At 70.3% G+C, this 21,086-nt stretch carries 17 protein-coding genes and 1 riboswitch; of the genes, 3 read left to right on the top strand and 14 right to left on the bottom strand.

Features of this window, described 5'->3' with window-relative positions; translation table 11 throughout:
- From IA22_RS0118460 to IA22_RS0118450, 3 genes are all read right to left on the bottom strand, one after another.
- Positions 1–906, bottom strand: coding sequence for an ABC transporter permease (locus IA22_RS0118460; RefSeq protein ID WP_030124201.1), 906 nt, complete (start codon positions 904–906; stop codon positions 1–3).
- Positions 903–1,898, bottom strand: coding sequence for an ABC transporter permease (locus IA22_RS0118455; protein WP_014155847.1), 996 nt, complete (start codon positions 1,896–1,898; stop codon positions 903–905). Before IA22_RS0118455 ends, IA22_RS0118460 begins: the two co-directional genes overlap by 4 nt.
- Before the next feature lie 84 nt (positions 1,899–1,982).
- Positions 1,983–3,716: an ABC transporter substrate-binding protein gene (locus IA22_RS0118450; protein WP_030124200.1), complete on the bottom strand. Its 1,734-nt coding sequence runs from the start codon at positions 3,714–3,716 to the stop codon at positions 1,983–1,985.
- A gap of 223 nt (positions 3,717–3,939) precedes the next feature.
- On the opposite strand from IA22_RS0118450, the gene IA22_RS0118445 reads away from it, so the two are divergent.
- The 3 genes from IA22_RS0118445 (at position 3,940) to IA22_RS0118435 (ending at position 8,494) form a co-directional block, all read left to right on the top strand.
- Positions 3,940–4,959, top strand: a complete 1,020-nt coding sequence (locus tag IA22_RS0118445; protein ID WP_014155845.1) for a LacI family DNA-binding transcriptional regulator — start codon at positions 3,940–3,942, stop codon at positions 4,957–4,959.
- Between the two features lie 171 nt (positions 4,960–5,130).
- On the top strand, positions 5,131–5,898 hold the full coding sequence (locus IA22_RS0118440) for an ABC transporter ATP-binding protein (protein WP_015577481.1): 768 nt from the start codon (positions 5,131–5,133) through the stop codon (positions 5,896–5,898).
- Positions 5,899–5,956: 58 nt separating this feature from the next.
- Positions 5,957–8,494 (top strand): ABC transporter permease, encoded by a 2,538-nt coding sequence (locus IA22_RS0118435; RefSeq protein WP_014155843.1) that lies wholly within the window; start codon positions 5,957–5,959, stop codon positions 8,492–8,494.
- A gap of 60 nt (positions 8,495–8,554) precedes the next feature.
- Here IA22_RS0118435 and IA22_RS0118430 read toward each other — a convergent pair whose 3' ends face one another.
- The 11 genes from IA22_RS0118430 to IA22_RS0118380 form a co-directional block, all read right to left on the bottom strand.
- A complete protein-coding gene (locus IA22_RS0118430; RefSeq protein ID WP_014155842.1) occupies positions 8,555–9,859 on the bottom strand; it encodes an SAM-dependent methyltransferase in 1,305 nt (434 codons plus the stop codon).
- 271 nt (positions 9,860–10,130) lie between these two features.
- Positions 10,131–11,534, bottom strand: coding sequence for an NAD(P)/FAD-dependent oxidoreductase (locus IA22_RS0118425; RefSeq protein ID WP_014155841.1), 1,404 nt, complete (start codon positions 11,532–11,534; stop codon positions 10,131–10,133).
- Between the two features lie 449 nt (positions 11,535–11,983).
- On the bottom strand, positions 11,984–12,925 hold the full coding sequence (locus tag IA22_RS0118420) for a Ppx/GppA phosphatase family protein (protein ID WP_014155840.1): 942 nt from the start codon (positions 12,923–12,925) through the stop codon (positions 11,984–11,986).
- Entirely contained in the window at positions 12,922–13,524 is a 603-nt protein-coding gene (locus tag IA22_RS0118415) for a DUF501 domain-containing protein (RefSeq protein ID WP_014155839.1), read from the bottom strand. Before IA22_RS0118415 ends, IA22_RS0118420 begins: the two co-directional genes overlap by 4 nt.
- 88 nt (positions 13,525–13,612) lie before the next feature.
- Positions 13,613–14,083 carry an FtsB family cell division protein gene (locus tag IA22_RS0118410; RefSeq protein ID WP_014155838.1) on the bottom strand — a complete coding sequence of 157 codons (471 nt, stop codon included), beginning with the start codon at positions 14,081–14,083 and terminating at the stop codon, positions 13,613–13,615.
- A 94-nt stretch (positions 14,084–14,177) separates the two neighbouring features.
- Positions 14,178–15,464 carry a phosphopyruvate hydratase gene (gene eno / locus IA22_RS0118405; protein ID WP_014155837.1) on the bottom strand — a complete coding sequence of 429 codons (1,287 nt, stop codon included), beginning with the start codon at positions 15,462–15,464 and terminating at the stop codon, positions 14,178–14,180.
- 327 nt (positions 15,465–15,791) lie between these two features.
- Positions 15,792–16,484: a LysM peptidoglycan-binding domain-containing protein gene (locus IA22_RS0118400; RefSeq protein WP_015577486.1), complete on the bottom strand. Its 693-nt coding sequence runs from the start codon at positions 16,482–16,484 to the stop codon at positions 15,792–15,794.
- Positions 16,485–16,658: riboswitch (cyclic di-AMP (ydaO/yuaA leader) on the bottom strand.
- A gap of 289 nt (positions 16,659–16,947) precedes the next feature.
- Positions 16,948–17,961 (bottom strand): transglycosylase family protein, encoded by a 1,014-nt coding sequence (locus IA22_RS0118395; RefSeq protein WP_030124198.1) that lies wholly within the window; start codon positions 17,959–17,961, stop codon positions 16,948–16,950.
- Between the two features lie 105 nt (positions 17,962–18,066).
- The gene (locus IA22_RS0118390; RefSeq protein ID WP_030124197.1) at positions 18,067–19,362 is read right to left on the bottom strand and encodes a cytochrome P450 family protein; all 1,296 of its coding nucleotides are present in this window, start codon (positions 19,360–19,362) and stop codon (positions 18,067–18,069) included.
- Positions 19,359–20,345 (bottom strand): nucleoside triphosphate pyrophosphohydrolase, encoded by a 987-nt coding sequence (locus IA22_RS0118385; RefSeq protein ID WP_015577487.1) that lies wholly within the window; start codon positions 20,343–20,345, stop codon positions 19,359–19,361. Before IA22_RS0118385 ends, IA22_RS0118390 begins: the two co-directional genes overlap by 4 nt.
- A gap of 29 nt (positions 20,346–20,374) precedes the next feature.
- On the bottom strand, positions 20,375–21,031 hold the full coding sequence (locus IA22_RS0118380; RefSeq protein WP_030124196.1) for a SurA N-terminal domain-containing protein: 657 nt from the start codon (positions 21,029–21,031) through the stop codon (positions 20,375–20,377).
- Positions 21,032–21,086 lie beyond the last annotated feature (55 nt).

Genomic DNA, 21,086 nt, shown 5'->3' with positions numbered 1-21,086 from the left:
TCAGGACTCCCTCAGCTTCGGGTTGAAGACCTCGTCGAGGCCCACGTTGGCCACGTAGAGCGCGCCGACGATCGCGGTGATCCCGGCGCCCGGCGGGACGAACCACCACCACATGCCGAGTTGGAGCGCGCTCCACTGCTGGGCGCTCTGGAGCATCAGGCCGAGGGAGACGCCCTCGGTCGGGCCGAGTCCGATGAAGTCGAGCGAGGAGGCGATGAGGATGGACCCGCCGAAGAGCAGGATGAACATCATGAAGAGGTACGAGCTCATGTTGGGCGCGATCTCGCGGAAGACGATCCGCCAGGTGCCGCTCCCGCTGAGCCGGGCCAGGTCCACGAACTCCCGGGTGCGCAGCGAGAACGTCTGCGCGCGGATCGCGCGGGCCGCCCAGGGCCACGAGGTCAGGCCGATGAACAGGCCCTGCACGGCGACGCTGCGCACCCCCATGTAGGCGTTGATGATCAGGAGGACGGCGAGGGCGGGGATCACCAGGACGACGTTGGTGAGCATGTTGAGGATCTCGTCGGTGACTCCGCCCCGGTAGCCGGCGAGGAAGCCGACGAGCATGGCGATGACGGCGGCGATGGCTCCGCCGACGACGCCCACCAGGAAGGTGGCGCGCAGCCCGTGCACGAACTGCGCGTACACGTCCTGCCCGAAGGTGGTGGTGCCCATCCAGTACGTGCCGTCGGGGGCGGCCGCCTGCGGTCCGACGTACTCGTTGGGGTTGCCGTCGCCGAGCAGCACCGGGCCGATGGCGCCGACCGCGAGCAGGATCGCGACCAGGCTCACGCCGATGATCAGCTTGGGGTTGCGCACCGCGTAGTGCAGCGACTCGCGGCCCGGCTCGGCCACGGGCGCCTCGGCCGAGGGGGCCTCGGGCGCCGGGTCGGGCAGTGTGCTCATGAGGTGCCTCCTGCCATGCCCGTACGGGTGCGGGGGTCGACGACGACGTACACGATGTCGATGAGGAAGTTGGCGATCAGTACGCCGATGACGATGAACAGGAACGCGCCCTGGAGCAGGAAGAAGTCCTGGTTCTGGATCGCTGCCAGGATCAGTGAGCCGAGCCCCGGGTAGGCGAACACGATCTCGGTGACGAGCGCTCCGGCGACCAGCACGCCCAGTTGCAGGGCGAGCCCGGTGACCTGGGGCAGGACGGCGTTGCGGAAGGCGTAGCGGCGGATGAGCCGCTGGGGTGCCCCGAGCGCCGAGAGGTACGAGGCGTAGTCGGACTCCAGCTCGTAGATGATCATGTTCCGCATGCCGATGGCCCAGCCGCCGAGCGCGACGAGGAACAGCGACAGGAACGGCAGCACCCAGTGGTGCAGCGCGTCCAGCACGAAGGCGGCGCTCCAGCCGGGCTGGATGTCCAGGCTGTAGCCCCCGGATATGGGGAACCACCCGGCCTTGGCGCCCAGCGCCCAGGCGAGGATGACGGCGATCCACATGTACGGCATGGCGGTCAGCAGGTATCCGGCCGGCAGCACGGTGTTGTCCAGGACCTTGCGGCGGGCGGACAGCGCGCCGATCCAGTTGCCCACGAACCAGCTGAGCAGGACGGCGGGGATCATCAGGCCGAGCGTGTACGGGAGCGCGTCGAGCAGGACGTCGCCGACGGGCGTGGGGAAGACGAAGATGGAGATGCCGAAGTCGCCCCGCACGAGTGCACCCCAGAAGTGGAGGTACTGCTGCCACAGGGGTTCGTCGAAGCCGAACAGGTTGTTGTAGTAGCTGCGCATCGCCTCGGCGGCCTCCGGCTGCGAGACGCGGGCGCGGGCGACCATGGCGGAGACCGGGTCGCCGGGCATGAAGCGCGGGATCATCCAGTTGACGGTGACGGCGACGACGAACGTCAGCGCGTAGATGAGAAGTTTGCGGGCGAAATAGCGGCGCAAGAGGGCTCCCCTGGTGGAGAGCCCCGCCGTGCGCGCACGGTCAGGTGGCGCGCGCTCGGCGGGGCGGTCATGGAGTCGGCGACGTCACTTGGCGGGCTTCAGCTGCGTGAGCGTCTCGAAGCCGCCCATCTCCAGCCAGTTGCGCCACAGGGCCGGTGCGGTCCTCGGCGCACCGGCGGCGTCCGACGGCCAGTTCTTCCAGGTCCCCGTGGTGGACTGCGACCACAGGCCGTTGTACCAGAGCGGGATGATGGGCATCTCGGTCAGCTGGATGTCCTGGATCTTCGAGACGGCGGCCTTCATGCCCGCCGTGTCGTCGGTCTTCACCCCGCCCAGCTCCTGGACCAGCTTCCAGGCCTCCGCGTTCTCGAAGCGCCCGAAGTTGACCGTGTTCTGCTGCTTCTGGACCGGCATCTGGAAGATGTAGTCGTAGTACGTCCAGGGAGTGTTGGACAGCTGACGCTCGTTGTTGATGACGAGGTCGAAGTCCCCCTTGCCGCGCAGCTCGTTGAGGGCGTTCTGGTCGGGGAACTCGGTGGTGACCTTGATGCCCGCGTCCCCGGCGCCGGCGGCGATGACCTTGGCCGCCTCCATCCAGTCGGTCCAGCCCGAGGGAACGGCCAGCTTCAGGCTGAGGGCGGAGCCGTCCTTGTTCTCGACGAACCCGTCGCCGTCCTCGTCCCGGTACCCGGCGTCGGCGAGCTCCTTCTTCGCCGCGGCGGCGTCGTGCGTGAAGCCCTTCTCCGCGATGAGGGCCTTGTCCTCGTACTGCTCCCACTGCGGCAGCAGACCTGTCGGGGAGGCCGGCTTGACCAGGTCGCCGTAGACGCCCTTGACGATCTTCCCGGTGTCGACGGACGCGGCTAGGGCCCGGCGGAACGCCGCGTCGTCCATCGGCTTCTTCGTGGTGTTGGGCACCAGCCAGGCGGTGTTGGCCGAGAGCATGTAAGGGGCCTTGTCGTAGTACGACACGACCTTCTTGCTCTTGATCAGCGAGGAGGCGCCGGGCAGGAAGTTGTTGCTGAGGTCGAGCTGGCCCTGGCCGAGCTGGCCGATGACGACCTCGTTGCTCGGGTTGGAGACGTCCACGATGTACCGCGGAGCCGGCGTCATGCTCAGCGCCTTCGTGCCCCACCAGTCGTCGCGCCGCTCCCACACGACCCGGTCCTGGGTCTTGCTCTTCAGCTCGTACGCGCCGGTGCCGACGGGCTTGTCGTTGACGCCGTTGAGGATGTCCTCGTCGGTGCGCGAGCTCCAGACGTGCTCCGGGACGACCGGCTGGCCGTAGAGGGTGTAGTCCCACTCCTGGTAGCGGGCCTCCTTGAAGGTGAAGCGGACCGTGGTGTCGTCCACCGCCTTCGCGTCGGACAGCCAGCTCCACAGCGAGTGGAAGGCGGACGCCTCGATCTTGCCGAGGCCGTAGGAGTACGCCACGTCCTTCGCGGTCAGCGGCTTTCCGTCGGCCCAGGTGATCCCCTGGCGCAGCTTCACCTCGTACGTCTTGTCCCCGGTCCAGCCGCCCGACTCGGCGAGCCAGGGCGTCAGCTTGCCCTCGTTCGGGTCGAAGTGGAACAGGGTCTCGTAGACCAGGCCCTTGGTGCCGGTCGCGTGGTCCCAGTTGCGCAGCGGGTTGTAGTTGGCCGGAGGCCCCCACTGGGTGCCGGTCGTGTAGAGCGTCTCGCCGCGCGGCAGCGAGCCGCCCTTGCCGGCCGGGCCGCCGGTGCCGCCCGTCCCGGAGCCGCCTCCCGTGCACGCGGTCGCGGCGAGTGTGAACACGGCGAGTGCGGTGGTGACCCGCAGCCGGGTGCGCGTACCCATTGCCCCTCCTTCTCCCCCGCCGTCCCTGCCGAGCGGAGTCACTGAACCGGGTAAGTGCCCGTGAAGGTATGGGGGCTCCGAAGGAGTGTCAAGGGTGCGGGAGCGCTCCCATTGCTGTTTTTTCTGCACTTCGTCGAGAGGTCCGGACTGCCGAGGGGAAGGCGGAGGTCAGTGACCTGCGGCTAGGATGCGCCTGAAAAACGAACCGGTTAAGTGAGGTCCCATGTCCAAACACCGCCCCACGATCGCCGACATCGCACGCCGCGCCGGGGTATCGAAGGTCGCGGTGTCGTACGCCCTGAACGACCGCCCGGGCGTCTCCCCCGCGACCCGCGCCTCCATCAAGGCCATCGCACAGGAGATCGGCTGGCGCCCCAACAGCGCCGCCCGCGCCCTGACCCGTGCCCGCGCCGACACCGTGGGCCTCACGCTGTCCCGCCCCGCCAGGATGCTCGGCGTGGAGCCGTTCTTCATGGAGCTCATCAGCGGGATCGAGACCGAACTCTCCGCCCGGGGCTGCGCCCTGCTCCTCCAGGTCGTCGCCGACCCCGCGCAGGAGCTGGAGATGTACCGCCGCTGGTGGGGCGAGGGCCGGGTGGACGGGGTGTTCCTCGCCGATGTGCGCTCCCCCGATCCGCGCATCGAGGGCGTCGCCGAGCTCGGCATGCCGGCCGTGGTGATCGGCCACCCCTCGGCGGCCGGGTCCCTCACCCCCGTGTGGTCGGACGACTCCGCGGCCCTGCGGGACACCCTGACGTATCTGTCCGCCCTGGGTCACCGGTCGGTCGCCCGGGTGGCCGGACTGCCCGAACTGGCCCACACCCGGCTGCGCGACGGCGCACAGCGCGAGATCAGCGCCGAACTCGGTCTGGACGAGCCGGTGGTGGTGCACACCGACTACTCCGGCGAGGAGGGCGCGCACGCCACCCGCCGGCTGGTCAGCTCCGCCTCGCGGCCGACCGCCATCCTCTACGACAACGACATCATGGCCGTCGCCGGGCTCTCCGTCGCCCAGGAGATGGGCCTGGACGTGCCGGCCGACCTGTCGCTCGTCGCCTGGGACGACTCCCAGCTCTCCCGCGTCGTACGTCCCCCGCTGACCGCTCTGAGCAGGGACATACCTGCCTACGGCACCCACGCGGCACGCACCCTGCTGACGATGGTCGCCGACGGCTCGGCCCCGGGGTTCGAGGACGCGGCCGCCCGCCTGGTCCCCCGCGGATCCACCGCCCCGCCCCGCTGAGGGACCAGGCCACTCAGGGTCGGTCTCCTACCTCAGGTGTACGCCGACGCCCGGCGGGTGCGACTCAAGAGGGCCCCGGGAACGGGCACGAGGGCTGACGACCCCGCAGGGGTGCGGCGGCGAGGATGGAGGGGTCCCCGCGAACCCCACGTCCGAACCTGGAGTACCCCTGTGACCACCACCACCGTCCACCGCACCACCGCGGTCGCCGCCCGCGCCACGGAGCTGTCGAAGGTCTACGGCCAGGGTGAGACCCAGGTCGTCGCCCTCGACCGGGTGACCGTGGACTTCCCGCAGGGCGAGTTCACCGCGATCATGGGCCCGTCGGGTTCCGGCAAGTCCACGCTGATGCACTGCGTGGCCGGTCTCGACAGCTTCAGCAGCGGCTCCGTGCGCATCGGCGAGACGGAACTGGGGACGCTGAAGGACAAGCAGCTCACCCAGCTGCGCCGGGACAAGATCGGCTTCATCTTCCAGGCCTTCAACCTGCTCCCCACGCTGACCGCGCTGGAGAACATCACCCTGCCGATGGACATCGCGGGCCGTAAGCCCGACGCCGCCTGGCTGCAGAAGGTCATCGACATGGTGGGCCTCTCGGAGCGGCTGAAGCACCGGCCGACGGAGCTCTCCGGCGGCCAGCAGCAGCGCGTCGCGGTGGCCCGTGCCCTGGCCTCGCAGCCGGAGATCATCTTCGGTGACGAGCCGACCGGCAACCTCGACTCCCGCTCCGGCGCCGAGGTCCTCGGCTTCCTGCGCAACTCGGTGCGCGAGCTCGGCCAGACCGTGGTGATGGTGACCCACGACCCGGTGGCCGCCTCCTACGCGGACCGCGTGGTCTTCCTCGCGGACGGCGCGGTCGTCGACCAGATGCTGAACCCCACCGCCGACGGGGTCCTCGACCGGATGAAGGCGTTCGACGCGAAGGGCCGCACCAGCTGACGCGGCGAAGGCCGCCGCTCCCCTCCCCCTTCCGGAACCCATCCCAGGACACACAGACATGTTCCGTACCGCCCTGCGCAATGTGCTCGCGCACAAGGCCAGGCTGCTGATGACCGTGCTCGCCGTCATGCTCGGCGTAGCGTTCGTCTCCGGCACCCTCGTCTTCACCGACACCCTCGGCAACGCCTTCCGCAACCAGTCGGCCAAGAACTACGACGACGTCGCCGTGGCCGTCAAGACCTGGGCCCAGCGCGGCGACGACCAGGCCGACGGCATCGACGAGGCCACACTCGAGAAGATCCGGGACCTCGACGGGGTGGCCGGGGCCACCGGCCGCGTCTCCGGGTTCGCCGGCGTCGCCGACACCGGCGGCAAGCTCATCGGCGACGGCTGGTCCAACACCGGCTCCAACTTCTCCCCCGGGTCCGGCGGCAAGGACCCGCAGTACACGTTCACCGACGGCTCGGGGCCCGTGGAGCCCGGCCAGGTCGCCCTCGACAAGGAGACCGCCGCCAAGGGCGAGTACCGCGTGGGCAAGCCGGTGCGGGTCGCCACGAACGGGCCGGTGAAGGAGTACACCCTCTCCGGGATCTTCACCACCGAGGACGGCGCCGTGAACGCGGGCGGCAGCCTCGTGCTCTTCGACACCGAGGTCGCCCAGAAGCTGTACCTGGAGCCCGGTGAGTTCAGCGACGTCACCGTGGCCGCCACGGCGGGAACGTCCGACCAGAAGCTGCTGGACGCGGTGAAGCCCCTCCTCCCGGAGAGCGCCGAGGCCAAGACGGGCGCGGACCTCGCGGACGAGGAGGCGAAGATGACCGAGTCCGGTCTCAAGAGCCTCAACGCGATGCTGCTCGCCTTCGCGGCGATCGCGCTCTTCGTCGGCGTGTTCCTGATCGCGAACACCTTCACCATGCTGATCGCCCAGCGAACCAAGGAACTCGCCCTGATGCGCGCCGTCGGCGCCTCCCGCAGGCAGGTCAAGCGGGCCATCCTGCTCGAAGCCGGTGTGGTCGGCCTGGTCGCCTCGGTGATCGGCTTCGCGCTCGGCGTCGCCCTCGCGGTGGGACTGCGCTCCGCGATGGGCGTGTTCGGCGGGAAGATCCCGGCCGGCCCGCTGGTCGTGTCCCCCACCGCGGTCCTCTCCGCCTTCGCCGTCGGCGTGCTGATCACCGTGTTCGCCGCCTGGCTGCCCGCCCGCCGGGCCGCGAAGATCCCGCCGGTGGCGGCGATGAGCAGCGTGCACGCGGTGGCCACCACCAAGTCGCTGGTCGTACGGAACTCCTTCGGCGCCGTGCTCACCCTCCTCGGTTCCGCCCTGATCGTGGCCGGCGCCGCCCAGGGTGACGAGAACGGCCGGTGGCTCCTCGGTGGCGGAGCATTCCTCGCCCTCGTCGGTGTCATCGTGCTCATCCCGCTGCTCTCACGGCCGGTGATCGCCGTGGCGCGCCCGCTGCTGCGGAAGCTCTTCGGGGTCTCCGGCAAGCTGGCCGCGCAGAACGCGGTCCGCAATCCGCGCCGCACCGGGGCCACCGCATCCGCCCTCGCGATCGGGTTGACCCTGGTCACCGGCATCTCCGTGCTCGGTGTCACGCTCGGCCAGGCCATCGACAAGATGACGACGGACAACATCCGGGCCGACTACATGGTCTCGATGGCCAGCGGGGACTCGCTCGACGAGTCGGCGCTCACCGCGCTGCGCAAGGCCGACGGCGTCGCGGCGGCCTCCCCCCAGCGGTCCGTCTGGCTCACCGTCGGCGGCAAGGACGGGGAGGGCGTCTCGGCCTCCGGCGTCACCCCGGGCGACGTCGAGAAGGTCTTCGACCTCAAGACGGTCTCCGGGTCGCTGTCCTCGCTGAAGGACGACGAGATCGTGGTAGACCGCAAGACCGCGAAGTCCCACGGCTGGAAGACCGGCGACAGCGTCCCCGTGACGTTCCAGGACGAGAAGAAGGCGACCCTGAAGATCGGGGCGCTCTACGAGGGCAACGAGTTCCTCTCCCCGGTCCTGATCTCCGAGACCGTGGTCGCCCCGCACGAGAGCACGGCCAACATCCGCGAGGTGTGGCTGACCATGGAGGGCGGCCAGAGTGACGCCAACGAGGCGGCCGTGGTCAAGGCGCTCGGTGACAACCCCGCGATGAGCATCGTGGACCGCCAGGGCATCCGGGACCTGTTCGGCGGGTTCATCAACACCGCGCTGAACATCATGTACGGGCTGCTGGCGATGGCCCTGGTGATCGCCGTCCTCGGTGTGGTCAACACGCTGGCCATGTCGGTCTTCGAACGCCAGCAGGAGATCGGCATGCTGCGGGCGATCGGCCTGGACCGGCGCAGGGTCAAGCGCATGATCCGCCTGGAGGCCGTCGTCATCTCGCTCTTCGGAGCGGTGGTCGGAGTCGCCCTCGGCACGTTCATCGGCTGGGCGATCGGCAAGAGCCTGTCCGCCTCCATCCCCGGCTACGCCCTGGTCATCCCCTGGGACCGGCTCGCGCTCTTCCTGGTGCTGGCAGGACTCGTGGGCGTGCTGGCCTCGCTGTGGCCGGCCCGCAGCGGCGCGAAGCTGAACATGCTGACCGCGATCAAGACGGAGTAGTCGCACAGGGGGAAGGGCCGGTACCCGCACCGCGGGTACCGGCCCTTCCGCGTTCCCGGGTCAGCCGTTCGCCGACGCCGTCCAGTCACGGGCCCGCAGCGGCATACCGGCCGCTCCGCCCTCCCGCGGACGCACCGCGAGGATCTGGTTGACGCCGATCTTGTTGTGCTCGAAGGAGAGCGCGGACGCGGCCATGTAGAGCCGCCACACCCGGGCCCGGCCGGGCGAGGTGGCCCGGACGGCTTCCTTCCAGTGCTTCTCCAGATTGGCCACCCACTGACGCAGGGTCAGGGCGTAGTGCTCGCGGATCGCCTCGACGTCCCGGGCCTCGAAGCCGGCCTCCTCCAGGGTGGCGACCGTGCGGCCCACCGGGGCCAGTTCGCCGTCGGGGAAGACGTAGGCGTCGATGAAGTCGTCGATGCGGTAGGCCGTCTCGTCCTTCTCGGGGCGGCGGGCGATCTGGTGGTTGAGGAGCCGGCCGCCGGGCCTGAGGAGGGCGAAGAGATCGTCGGCGTACTCACGGAAGCGGACCGAACCCACGTGCTCGGCCATGCCGATCGAGGAGATGGCGTCGTACGGGCCGTCCCTGACGTCCCGGTAGTCCTGGACGCGGATCTCGATCCGGTCGGTGAGGCCCTCCTCGGCGATGCGCTTGCGGGCGAAGGCGGCCTGTTCCGTGGAGAGGGTCACCCCGGTGACCCGGGCCCCGTACTCGCGGGCCGCGTGGATCGCCATCGAGCCCCAGCCGCAGCCGACGTCCAGGAGCCGGTCGCCCTCCTCCAGGGCCAGCTTGCGGCAGACGAGGTCGAGCTTGTCCCGCTGGGCCTCCTCGAGCGTGGAGCCCTCCTGCCAGTAGGCGCAGGAGTAGACCATGGAGGGACCGAGGACCATCGCGTAGAAGTCGTTGCCCACGTCGTAGTGGTGGCTGATGGCTTCCTTGTCGCGGCGTCTGGTGTGCAGCGGGCCGGTCCGGCGGCGGACCTCCTCCGCGGGCGGGGGAGGCGGCGGCCAGGGGCCGGCCAGTTCCACGAGGCCGCGGCCGAACGCCCGCACCTTCGGGTCGCGGACGGGGTGGACGGTGTCCTCGGCGTCGGCGCCGCGCTCCCAGAGCAGGGAGGCCACGGCGTCGAGGACGGCGTACAGGTCACCGTCGACATCGAGCTCACCGGCCACCCAGGCGCGGGCCAGGCCCAGTTCGCCCGGCTTCCAGAGCAGCCGGCGCAGGGCGCGGCGGTGGCGCAGGACGAGGACGGGGGCACCCGGCGGCCCGGATTCGCTGCCGTCCCAGGCCCGGATCCGGACCGGCAGGGGCTCTCCCAGCAACTCTTCGGCAAGAGCGGTCAGCCGCGACGCGGCGTCGGCCATGGTGCACACCTCCGTGGTGGTGTTTCCGAATGTGCCTAAATTCGCATATACGCATCCGAACCGGGCCGCGACACCTCGGGGCCGCGGCGAGGTACACCGGCGTCAACGCCGCCCGGCGCCCGTGCCATCCCGTTCCACGGCAACGGAACGGCAAAATGCCTGTAGAGGCCACCTACTTCATGGGGCCCAGGGCCTCCCTGAGCACCCGGGAACGCCGAAGGGGCCGTCCGCACCACGGATGGCGGACGACCCCTTCGGTGACGTACAGGCGCTAGGAGGCCTTGGCCTTCTCGCCGGCCTTGTCCTTGTCGCCGTCGGCCTTGGCCGCGACCGGCGCGGGGCTCGGCTTGGCGGCCTCGTAGAACTCCTCGCGCGGAGTCTCCATGGCGCCGAGCGAGACGACCTCGCGCTTCAGGAACATCGCCAGCGTCCAGTCCGCGAAGATCCGGATCTTGCGGTTCCAGGTCGGCATGGCCATGCCGTGGTAGCCACGGTGCATGTACCAGGCGAGACGGCCCTTGACCTTGATCTTCACCTTGCCCATGACGATCATCGCGACGCCCTTGTGCAGGCCGAGTCCGGCGACCGCACCCTTGTTGGCGTGGCTGTACTCCTTCTGCGGGAAGCCCCGCATGCCGGAGATGACGTTGTCACCGAGGACCTTGGCCTGACGCAGCGCGTGCTGGGCGTTCGGCGGGCACCAGGCGTTCGGGTTGCCCGCGCGGCGGCCGACCATGTCCGGGACCTGGGCGTTGTCGCCCGCGGCCCAGATGTAGTCGGTGCCCTGCACCTGGAGCTTCTCGGACGTGTCCACGTGACCACGGGGGCCGAGCGGCAGTCCGAAGCGCGCCAGCGCCGGGTTCGGCTTCACGCCGGCCGTCCACACGATCGTGCTGGAGTCGACCTCGAGGCCGTTCTTCAGGACGACGTGACCGTCGACGCAGGAGTCCATCGAGGTCGAGAGGTAGACCTCGACACCGCGGCTCTCCAGGTGCTCCTTGCCGTACGCGCCCAGCTTCGGGCCGACCTCGGGAAGGATCTTGTCGGCGGCGTCGACCAGGATGAAGCGCATGTCCTCGCGCTTCACGCTCGTGTAGTACTTGGCCGCGTCGCGCGCCATGTCCTCGACCTCGCCGATGGTCTCCGCGCCGGCGAAGCCGCCGCCCACGAAGACGAACGTCAGCGCCTTGCGGCGGACGTCCTCGTCGGTCGTCGAGTCGGCCTTGTCCAGCTGCTCGAGGACGTGGTTGCGCAGACCGATGGACTCCTCGATGCCCTTCATGCCGATGCCCTGCTCGGCGAGGCCGGGGATCGGGAAGGTGCGGGAGACCGCGCCCATCGCGATGACCAGGTAGTCGAAGGGCAGCTCGTAGGCCTCGCCGACGAGCGGCGCGACCGTGGCGACCTTGCGGTCCTGATCGATGGTCGTGACACGGCCGGTGAGAACCTCGGCCTTCGGCAGTACGCGTCGCAGCGGGACGACGACATGCCGAGGCGAGATGCTGCCGGCAGCAGCTTCGGGGAGGAAGGGCTGGTACGTCATGTACGAGCGCGGGTCGACGACCGTGACGGTCGCCTCTCCATACCGCATCTTCTTCAGAATGCGACGAGCTGCGTACAGGCCTACGTACCCACCGCCTACAACGAGGATCCTGGGACGCTCCGTGGTGCTCATGCCATCGAGTATCCACCCCCCTCGGAGGGCACGCTCGTGAGCCCCTTCACAAGGCATCCGCCACCCTCTGCTACACTTCGCCGCCCACGTGACCCAGGTCATGGTGCGGATGGGGAACCACGACGTTCCGGCGAACGTTGTTCACCACTTGTGAGCTGGCCCTTGAGCGGCCGACGGGGATGAACCACACGCCCGGGACACACCCGGGCCACACCCCCGTAACGCCCCCGCAGCGTCCGCGTGCCGCCCCCCGGGCCGCCCGTACAGCCCCCCGGAGGAAGAACTTCGCCCAGTAGGGCCGAATTCCTTGTGAAGAAGTTCACGAACTTCGTCGCGGCACCTCGCGAGAGGCCTCCTCGGACGGGTCCGGGGAGGCCTCCCGCAAGCTCAGAAGTGCAGGCGGGAATGCGTATGAGCACCGGCTCACCGTGCCCGCGGCACTCCGGTGATCAGGCGGCCGACCAGGCGATCCCGTCGAGGATGTCGTGCTCGCTGACGACGACCTCGCGGGCCCCGGCCCGCTCCATCACGGCGAGCAGGACGAGGGCCCCCGAGGCGATCACGTCGACCCTCCCCGGATGCATCGCGGGGATCGCGGCGCGCTCCTCGTGGGTCGAGGCGAGCAGCCGCTCCGTGAGCTCCCGGACCCGCTCGACGGACACCCGGGAGTGGTGGATCGCCTCGGAGTCGTACTCCTCCAGACCGAGCGCCATCGCGGCGACGGTGGTGACCGTTCCCGCCAGGCCGACCAGGGTCGCCGCCGAGGAGATCGGCACGGTCTCCTCGACGAGGTCGAGGGCCGCCGCGACGTCCGCGCGGATCGCGGCGATCCGGTCGGGCGTCGGCGGGTCCACCACGGCCCCGTCCAGGACGAGATGACGCTCGGTCATGCGTACGCAGCCGATGTCCACGGACCGGGCGGCACGGACGCGGTCGTCGCCCACCACGAACTCCGTGGAACCGCCGCCGATGTCCACGACGAGGTACGGCTTCTCCAGGTGGTCGGCGCCCACCAGTTCCTTGGTGGCACCGTCGAAGGAGAGCTGCGCCTCCAGGTCGCCCGTGACGACCTCGGGCTCGACACCCAGGATCTCCTGGACACCGCGGACGAACGTGTCGCTGTTCTCCGCGTCCCGCGAGGCGGACGTGGCGACGAACCGGATCCGCTCGGCACCGAGCTCCTTGATCGCGGCCGCGTAGTCGCGGCAGGCGTCGAAGGTGCGCTCCAGCGCCTCGGGGGCCAGCCGGCCGGTCCGGTCGACGCCTTGGCCGAGCCGGACGATCCGCATCCGGCGGTCGAGCTCGGTGAAGTCCCCGGTGGCGGGGTCCACGTCCGCCACCAGCAGGCGGATGGAGTTGGTGCCGCAGTCGACGGCGGCGACCCGGGTCACGCGTCCGGGCCTTCGGCCGGGCGGAAGGCGAAGTGGCCGCCGTCGCCCTCGTCCACCGTCCAGCCGTCCTTCTCGTCCGGCGCCCCGCACGGCGTGACGCACGGGCCCTTCGCCCACCACTCCGGCAGCATCGCGATCGCTTCGTCGCCCAGCGGGTTCACCCCGGGGCCGGCCGCCAGCGAGTGGCCGACCAGCACGTGCAGGCACTTCACACGGTCCGGCATCCCGCCCGCGCTCGGGAAGCCCTCCAGCACCTCGATGGCGTCACGGCGCGCGATGTAGTCCTCGTGCGCGGCACGGTAGGCGGCGGCCAGTTCGGGGTCCGTCGCCAGGCGCTCGGTCATCTCCTTCATGACCCCGTTCGCCTCCAGCGTGCCGATCGCCGACGCGGCACGCGGACAGGTCAGGTAGTACGTCGTCGGGAACGGCGTGCCGTCCTCCAGACGGGGCTGCGTCTCGACCACGTCCGGGTTGCCGCACGGGCAGCGGTGCGCGATGGCGCGCAGCCCACGGGGCGGCCGGCCGAGCTGGAGCTCGAACGCGGCGATGTCCACAGCGGTGGGCGTGGTGGATTCGGTCTGCGGAGGGGGCGTGTCCATGCCTGCCTTGAATGTCATCGGTCGGACTGTATGAATCGGTGCGGGGACGGGGCACGACGCGTGCCCCGGGGTCCGCACCGGTACGGGGTCATTCCCGGTCGGCGCTGTCGACGCCGTCCCAGAGGTTCGAGTGCCAGGGCCGCCCCGTCGCCCCCGGCTCGCCCCGGCGCACATCGGCCGCGTCCGGGTCGACCACGGTATAGCCGGTCTCGCCGGGCAGCACGTAGTGCAGGTGCTGGCGCGCGAGACGGCGGACGTACGCGTCGTCCTCGAGCCGCGCCTTCTCGTCACGCAGCTCCTCTGTCCGCCGGTGGGCCTCCTGCGAGAGCCGCTCCTGCTCCGCGATCTGGTCGCGCTGGGAGATGTACTGCCGCATGGGGTACGCCAGGGCGACCACCAGCGAGCAGACGATCAGCGCGAGGAACGCGGCCCGGCCGGTGAGCCGGGAGCGCCGGGCCTGGCGGCGGTTCTGGGACCGGTAGACACGGGCCGCCGTCTGCTCCCCGAGCAGCCGCAGCCTGGTCGCGGTGGAGAACCGGTCGCGGTCCTTCCCGGCCATGTCTCACGCCTCCCCGTTACGCACGTCCGTCCCCGCACACGGTACGGGACCGGATGCGGGGACGGACGGAGGCTGGTGCTCCGGACTCGGGCTGTCAGCCCTCGAAGCGGAACCGCGGGAACGCCGAACGACCGGCGTACACCGCGGCGTCGTCGAGGATCTCCTCGATGCGCAGCAGCTGGTTGTACTTGGCGACGCGGTCCGAGCGGGCCGGGGCGCCGGTCTTGATCTGGCCGCAGTTCACGGCGACGGCGAGGTCGGCGATGGTGACGTCCTCGGTCTCACCGGAGCGGTGGGACATCATGCACTTGAAGCCGTTGCGCTGGGCGAGCTCGACGGCGTCGAGGGTCTCGGTCAGCGAACCGATCTGGTTGACCTTGACGAGCAGGGCGTTGGCCGAGCCCTCCTCGATGCCGCGGGCGAGGCGCTCGGGGTTGGTGACGAAGAGGTCGTCACCGACGATCTGCACCTTGGAGCCGAGCTTGTCGGTGATGACCTTCCAGCCGGCCCAGTCGTCCTCGTACAGCGGGTCCTCGATGGAGACCAGCGGGTACGCGGAGACGAGCTCCTCGTAGTACTCGGTCATCTCGGCGGCCGAGCGGGACTTGCCCTCGAACTCGTAGACGCCGTCCTTGTAGAACTCGGACGCGGCGACGTCGAGCGCGAGCGCGATGTCGCGGCCCGGGACGTAACCGGCCTCCTTGACGGCCTCGAGGATGAGGTCGAGGGCGGCGCGGTTCGACTCGAGGTTGGGGGCGAAGCCGCCCTCGTCACCGAGACCGGTGGACAGGCCCTTGGTCTTCAGGACCTTCTTCAGCGTGTGGTAGATCTCCGCGCCCCAGCGAAGGGCCTCGGAGAAGGACTCGGCGCCGATCGGCGCGATCATGAACTCCTGGATGTCCACGTTGGAGTCGGCGTGCGAGCCGCCGTTCAGGATGTTCATCATCGGAACGGGCAGCAGGTGCGCGTTCGGGCCGCCGAGGTAGCGGAACAGCGGGAGGTCGGAGGCCTCGGACGCGGCGTGCGCCACGGCCAGCGAGACACCGAGGATGGCGTTGGCCCCGAGGGAGCCCTTGTTCTCGGTGGCGTCCAGGTCGAACATCGCCTGGTCGATGAGGCGCTGCTCGGTGGCGTCGTAGCCGACGAGCTCCGGGCCGATCTGCTCGATCACGGCGAGGACGGCCTTCTCGACGCCCTTGCCCTGGTAGCGGTTGGGGTCACCGTCGCGAAGCTCAATGGCCTCGAACGCGCCGGTGGAGGCGCCGGACGGAACAGCAGCACGTCCCGTGCTGCCGTCGTCGAGGCCAACCTCGACCTCGACCGTGGGGTTGCCCCGGGAGTCGAGGATTTCCCTGGCTACGACGACGTCGATGGACGGCACGAGGCATCTCCTTCTGGGATCTGACACTGGTTGGGCAGGGTCACTGTGGCCTTGCGCCACGAGCCTAACCGTCTCGGCCCGCTGCGTCGGCCGTCAGCCCGCCCCCTGGGACGAAAAAGGACCCAAGGGCCTGCATAACGGGCAAAGCTCCAGAATTCTACTGGCAAGTAACCACAAGAATTGAACGCTGCCCCTCAGGACGGGTGGGCGGTCACACCCGGATCACACCCGCCGAAGGACCTCCGCACGGCCGCGGCCCGGCGCGCGGGGGGTATGCGCGCCGGGCCGGGCCGCCGGGGCAGGAGGGGGACCCCGGGTCGTCCAGGACTACTTCAGGTGGAGCTGCTGACCCGGGAAGATCAGGTTGGCGTCGTCGACGATGTCGTCGTTCAGCTTGAAGAGCTTCTCCCAGCCGCCCTTGACCTTCTCGGCGTCGGCGATCTTGCTCAGGGTGTCGCCGGCCTTCACCTTGTACTCGCCGTCACCCTTCTCGACCTTCTGGCCGGTCGGGGTGGTGACGGTCTTCTCGGGGGCCGTGCGCTTCTCGCTGCGCGTGGTGGGCTGCTCGGCCTTGCGCTCCGGCGCGGCCTGCGGGTCCGTGTCGCCGTTCTTGGCGGAGCCGGTGTCGACACCCGGGTCCACGCCGTCGTTCGTCAGACCGCCGGCGCCGGCGCAGGACCAGGCACCCGGGCCCTGCAGGTCGAGAAGCTTCTCGGCGGCGGCTATCTGCTGGCCCTTGGTGGCCAGGTCGGCGCGGGCGGCGTACTGCGTGCCACCGGCGGCCGCCCAGCTGGACTGCGAGAACTGCAGGCCGCCGTAGTAGCCGTTGCCGGTGTTGATGGACCAGTTGCCACCGGACTCGCACTGGGCGACGGCGTCCCAGGTGGCGACGGAGGCGGCGGAGGCGCCGGTCGCACCCATCAGCGGTACGGCGACGGCAGCACCGGTGACACCGGCCAGGGTCGCGATACGGACGGCCTTGGACGGGCGACGGTGCTTGCCCTTGCTGGAAAGCAGCATGGTTCTCCTCACCGACGCCTACGAGGTGAGCTGTCGGGTTCGGGCCTGTGAGTTGCCCGGCCACCCGCTCTCGCGGACGGCTTCACCCCCAGCCGGTGTCCCCTCCGCCTTCCGACGGCCGGGCTGCCGGCACTTACCTGGGTCCCCCGCTCCTGCCTACGGCGCTTTACGCGTCGGTCCCCTTCGGCCGACGGCAGGATTCGGCGTGACGGTCGAAGGTGCCCGCGGTGCGAGCGGCTCCGACCGTAGACACACGCAACCCCGACATTCAAAGATGGACATAACGGCTAATCAGCCCTTAACGCTCCGGCCTTGCGGTTCGTTTTCGCAGGTCATGGCCAAAATGGACGGACCGGACGGACAGGCGCACCAGTTGAAGCAAAGAGACCCATGTCTCACTTACGCATAAGTGGACATAGGTCTCTTAACTGCCCCCGCTTTCGGGGTGTTTTCCCGCTTTTGATCAGTTGGCCGCAGCGGTCTCCGCCACGGCGTCCTGAGCGTCCGCGCCGGCGTCGAGGTTCAGGCTCTGGCCGGGCAGGATGAGGTCCGGGTCGGAGCCCAGTTCGTCCTTGTTCGCCTCGTACAGAGCGGTCCAGCCACCCGGGAGCTCCTGCGCGTCGGCGATCGCCCAGAGGTTGTCGCCCTCGCGGACGGTGTACGCCTCCGCGGCGCCCTGACGGGCCTCCGAGTCGCCCCGCGAGGCGTGCCGGCCCGACTCGCGTCCCTCGTCCAGCGCCGACCCGGCGCTGCTCTCGGGAGCGGGGGTGCCGCGGTGCTTCCCGCCCGTCGAGGCGTCACCCTTCGCGGTGTCACCCTTCGCGGCGTCACCCTTCGCCGCGCCGGAGGCTCCGGACGTCCCGGAGGACGGGGTGGCGGACGGCGACGCGTCGGCGCTGCCCGCGGCGTCGCCGGTGTCCGCCGTGCCACCGGCGGCCTTGCCCTTGTCCTTGGCCTTGCCCTTCGGCTCCGCGTCGCTCTTCGCGTCCGCGTCGTCCTTCGATGCGGCCTGGTCCGACGCGTCGGAGGAGGGGGTCTCCGTGGCGGTGCCGGAGGGCTCAGCCGACGGCTCGCCACCCGGGTCGACGCCCGGCAGCGTCCCGTCCAGGGCCAGCCCGGAGATCACCGCGCAGCTGGGCCACGCCTGCGGACCCTTGTCGTCCAGCACGTTCTCGGCGACGGCGATCTGCTGCGAGCGGCTCGCGAGGTCGGCGCGGGACGCGTACTCCGTGCCGCCGTAGGCGTTCCAGGTGTCCTGCGAGAACTGCAGGCCTCCGTAGTAGCCGTTGCCCAGGTCGGCACTCCACATGCCGCCGCTCTCGCATTCTGCGACCCGGTCCCAGGTCGTGGCGTCGGCGGCCTGCGCGCCGCCCGCACCGAGCAGCGGGATGGCGATGGCCGAACCGGTGACGCCTGCGGCGACGACGATGGCGGGTGCCTGGCGAGGGCGACGGTGTCTGCCGGTCGCGGAGCCCATGGGATTGCCTTCCGTGTGACTGACATGTGACGGGTGAGTCGAACGGTGAACCTAGCCCTACTCGAACGTGTGTCACAAGTCGATGCAGCGGAGATCACGCGAAAGTCACAGAGTTGACGGAGTGTCACCTTTCGCGGACGGCTGTCCGGTACCGAACTCCACCGGAAGGGTGCGCAGTCCACGCATGATGAGCCCGCCGCGCCAGCGCAAATCGGCAGGTTCCGCGGCGAGCCGCAGGTCGGGGAGGCGTCGCAGCAGTGTCGCCAGAGCCACCTGACCCTCCAGGCGGGCCAGCGGAGCCCCCAGGCAGTAGTGGATTCCGTGGCCGTAGCCCAGATGCTGATTGTCACTCCGAGCGAGATCCAGGGTGTCCGCATTCTGGAATCTGTCCGGATCCCGATCCGCGGCGGCCAGAACCACGAGTACGGGGTCCCCGGCCGCGACGTCCTGTCCTCCCAGGCTCACGGGCTCGGTGGCGTAGCGCCATGTCGCGAGCTCCACCGGCCCGTCGTAGCGCAGCAGCTCCTCGACGCCCGTGGCGAGCAGTCCGGTCTCCCCCGCCGCCAGGGAGCGCTCCAGCCGCTCGCGCTGGGACGGGTTGCGCAGCAGGGCGTAGGTGCCGTTGCCGATCAGGTTCACCGTCGTCTCGAAACCGGCGAACAGGAGGATGAACGCCATGGCCGCGGCCTCGTTCTCGGTCAGGTGCTCGCCGTGGTCGCTCGCCCGGATCAGCCCCGAGATCAGGTCGTCGCCCGGATCCTCCCTCTTGCGGTGGATGAGCTCGGCGAGATAGCCGCGCATCTTCTTGACCGACCTGGCGACGCCACCGCGCGGGCCCCCGCCGTGCCGGATCATCATGCCCGCCCAGTCCCGGAAGTCGTCCTGGTCCTCGCGCGGCACGCCCAGCAGGTCGCAGATCGCGTAGATGGGGAGAGGGAACGCGAAGTCGTGGATGAGGTCCGCCTCCCCCTTATCGGCGAAGCCGTCGATGAGGCGGTCCGTCAGCTCCTGCACGCGCGGCGCGAACTCCGCGACCCGGCGCGGGGTGAACGCCTTGGAGACGAGCCGGCGCAGACGGGTGTGGTCCGGCGGGTCGATGTTCAGCAGATGCGTCATCAGCTCCGCCTTGCGCTCCCCGGGGATACCCGTCCTGCCCTTGGCGGTCGCGGACCCCGCGTGGTGGGCCGGGTTCTTGGAGAGCCGGGTGTCGGCGAGCGCCTGCCGCGCGTCGGCGTACCGGGTCACCAGCCACGCCTCGACCCCGCTGGGCAGCGTCGTGCGGTGCACGGGGCTGTGCTCGCGCAGCCATGCGTAGGCGGGGTACGGGTCGGTGGCGAACTCCCAGGTGAAGAGTTCGGGCGCTGCGTCCGGCGCGGAGGCCGTAGGAGGACTGTCGTTCACTCCTCGACGCTATCCGGACCGGTCCCGAGCCCTTCCGCCGCCCGGATCACGTCGCGGTAGGCGCGCGCGGCGGCCCGCAGGGCGGCCTCCGGGTCCGTACCGTCCCGCTCGGCCCGCACGGCGAGGGCGAGCAGCCGGTGGCCGACCCCCTCGCCCCCGGGGAGCGCGACGTCGAGACCCGCGGTACGGACCCTGCTGCCGAGCTTGGCCGCGAGCGCCAGGCCCGGCTGACCGAGCGGCACCCCGTCGGTGACCGACGCGCGCTGCTTCTCGATCGCCTTCGTACGCAGCCAGTGGGCGTGGACGTCCTCCGGGGTCTCGGCGGTCTCGTCGCCGAACACGTGGGGATGGCGGTGGATCAGCTTCTCGACGATCGTGGCCGCGACGTCGTCGATGCCGAACGGCTCCTCCTGGTCCTCCTGCGCGATGCGCGCGTGGAAGACGACCTGGAGCAGGACGTCGCCGAGCTCCTCGCGCAGTTCCTCGCGGTCGCCGTCCTCGATCGCCTCGACCAGTTCGTACGCCTCCTCGATGGCGTACTTCGCGAGACCCTGGTGCGTCTTCTGCGAGGTCCACGGGCATTCGAGCCGGATCCGGTCCATGACCTGGACCAGGTCCAGGAGCCGGGCACCGGGCAGGTCGTACGAACCGGGCAGCAGTTCCAGGTCCGGCATCCGCACCCGGCCCGAACCACCGAGCCGGGCCAGGCCGTCGGTGAGCGGCTGGTTCCCCTCGCCGCCCACCAGCACCACCACGGTCCGGCCGCCCGCGCACTCGTCCACCAGCGCCTCGGCCGTGGGAGCGTCGTGCTCGACGGCGACCCCCGCCTCCTCCAGGTACGGCAGCTGCGGGTGGTCCCGCTCGGCGCACAGCACCCGGTCGGCGGCCCGCAGCGTCTGCCAGGCGGGCCAGGACAGCAGACCGGGGGCGACCCGGTGGCTGGCGGTGAGCAGGACGATGCGGCCGGGGTCTTCAGCGTTCACACCCCGAACCTACCCCTGGACGAGCGGGGTCAGGCGCCTGCCTCGGGGTCCTGGCCCTGCACGGGCGTGACCTGGGTGATCCACGGCGCCTTGTACGTGCTGAGCTGGACCTTCTTGTTGTCCCAGCTGCCGTAGCGCGGGTTGACGTCGATGTGGAGCGCCTTCGACGCCTCGGTGAGGGCCTGTCCGACGGCCTGCACCCCGGTGGGGCTCTGCAGGTCGGCGCCGAGGGCCCCGGCCAGCTTCTGGAGCTGGACCTCCTGACGCAGGCTCGCCTCGATCTGTCCGGGCGCGACCCAGCGCTGCTCCAGCATCAGGGTCCGTACGCCCTCCTCACCGCCCGACTGCTCGGCGGCGACACCGCGGAGCTGCTGGATCTCCTTACGGCTGACGCTGACCCCCGCGTCCTTCGCCGCCCGGTCCAGGACCCGCCCGAAGATCAGCCCGGACAGCTTGACCCGGGTCAGCTGGCCCGACTTGGTGACCAGTTCCTCGGACTGCTCCGACTTCTGCTGCGCGGTGCGCACGTCGGCCGCCTGTGCCTGGACGGTGGCCACGTCGATCCGGTCGCCGCCGACCACGGCCGCGGCACCGGGGTGGGCCTCGCTGCCGCAGGCGGCCAGGAGGGGGGCCGCGACGAGCGTGGCGGCGGACAGGGCGAGCGCGGTGCGACGACGGCGGTGCAAAGGAGCCTCCCGGGGAGAGTTTGTGCATCAGTGCACAAAGCCTTGCGGTGATCGA

It is taken from the genome of Kitasatospora papulosa, from assembly GCF_000717245.1.
Lineage (GTDB): Bacteria > Actinomycetota > Actinomycetes > Streptomycetales > Streptomycetaceae > Streptomyces > Streptomyces papulosus.
The sequence above is the reverse complement of the archived record's forward strand: the minus strand, read 5'-3'. Positions and strand labels throughout refer to the sequence as shown.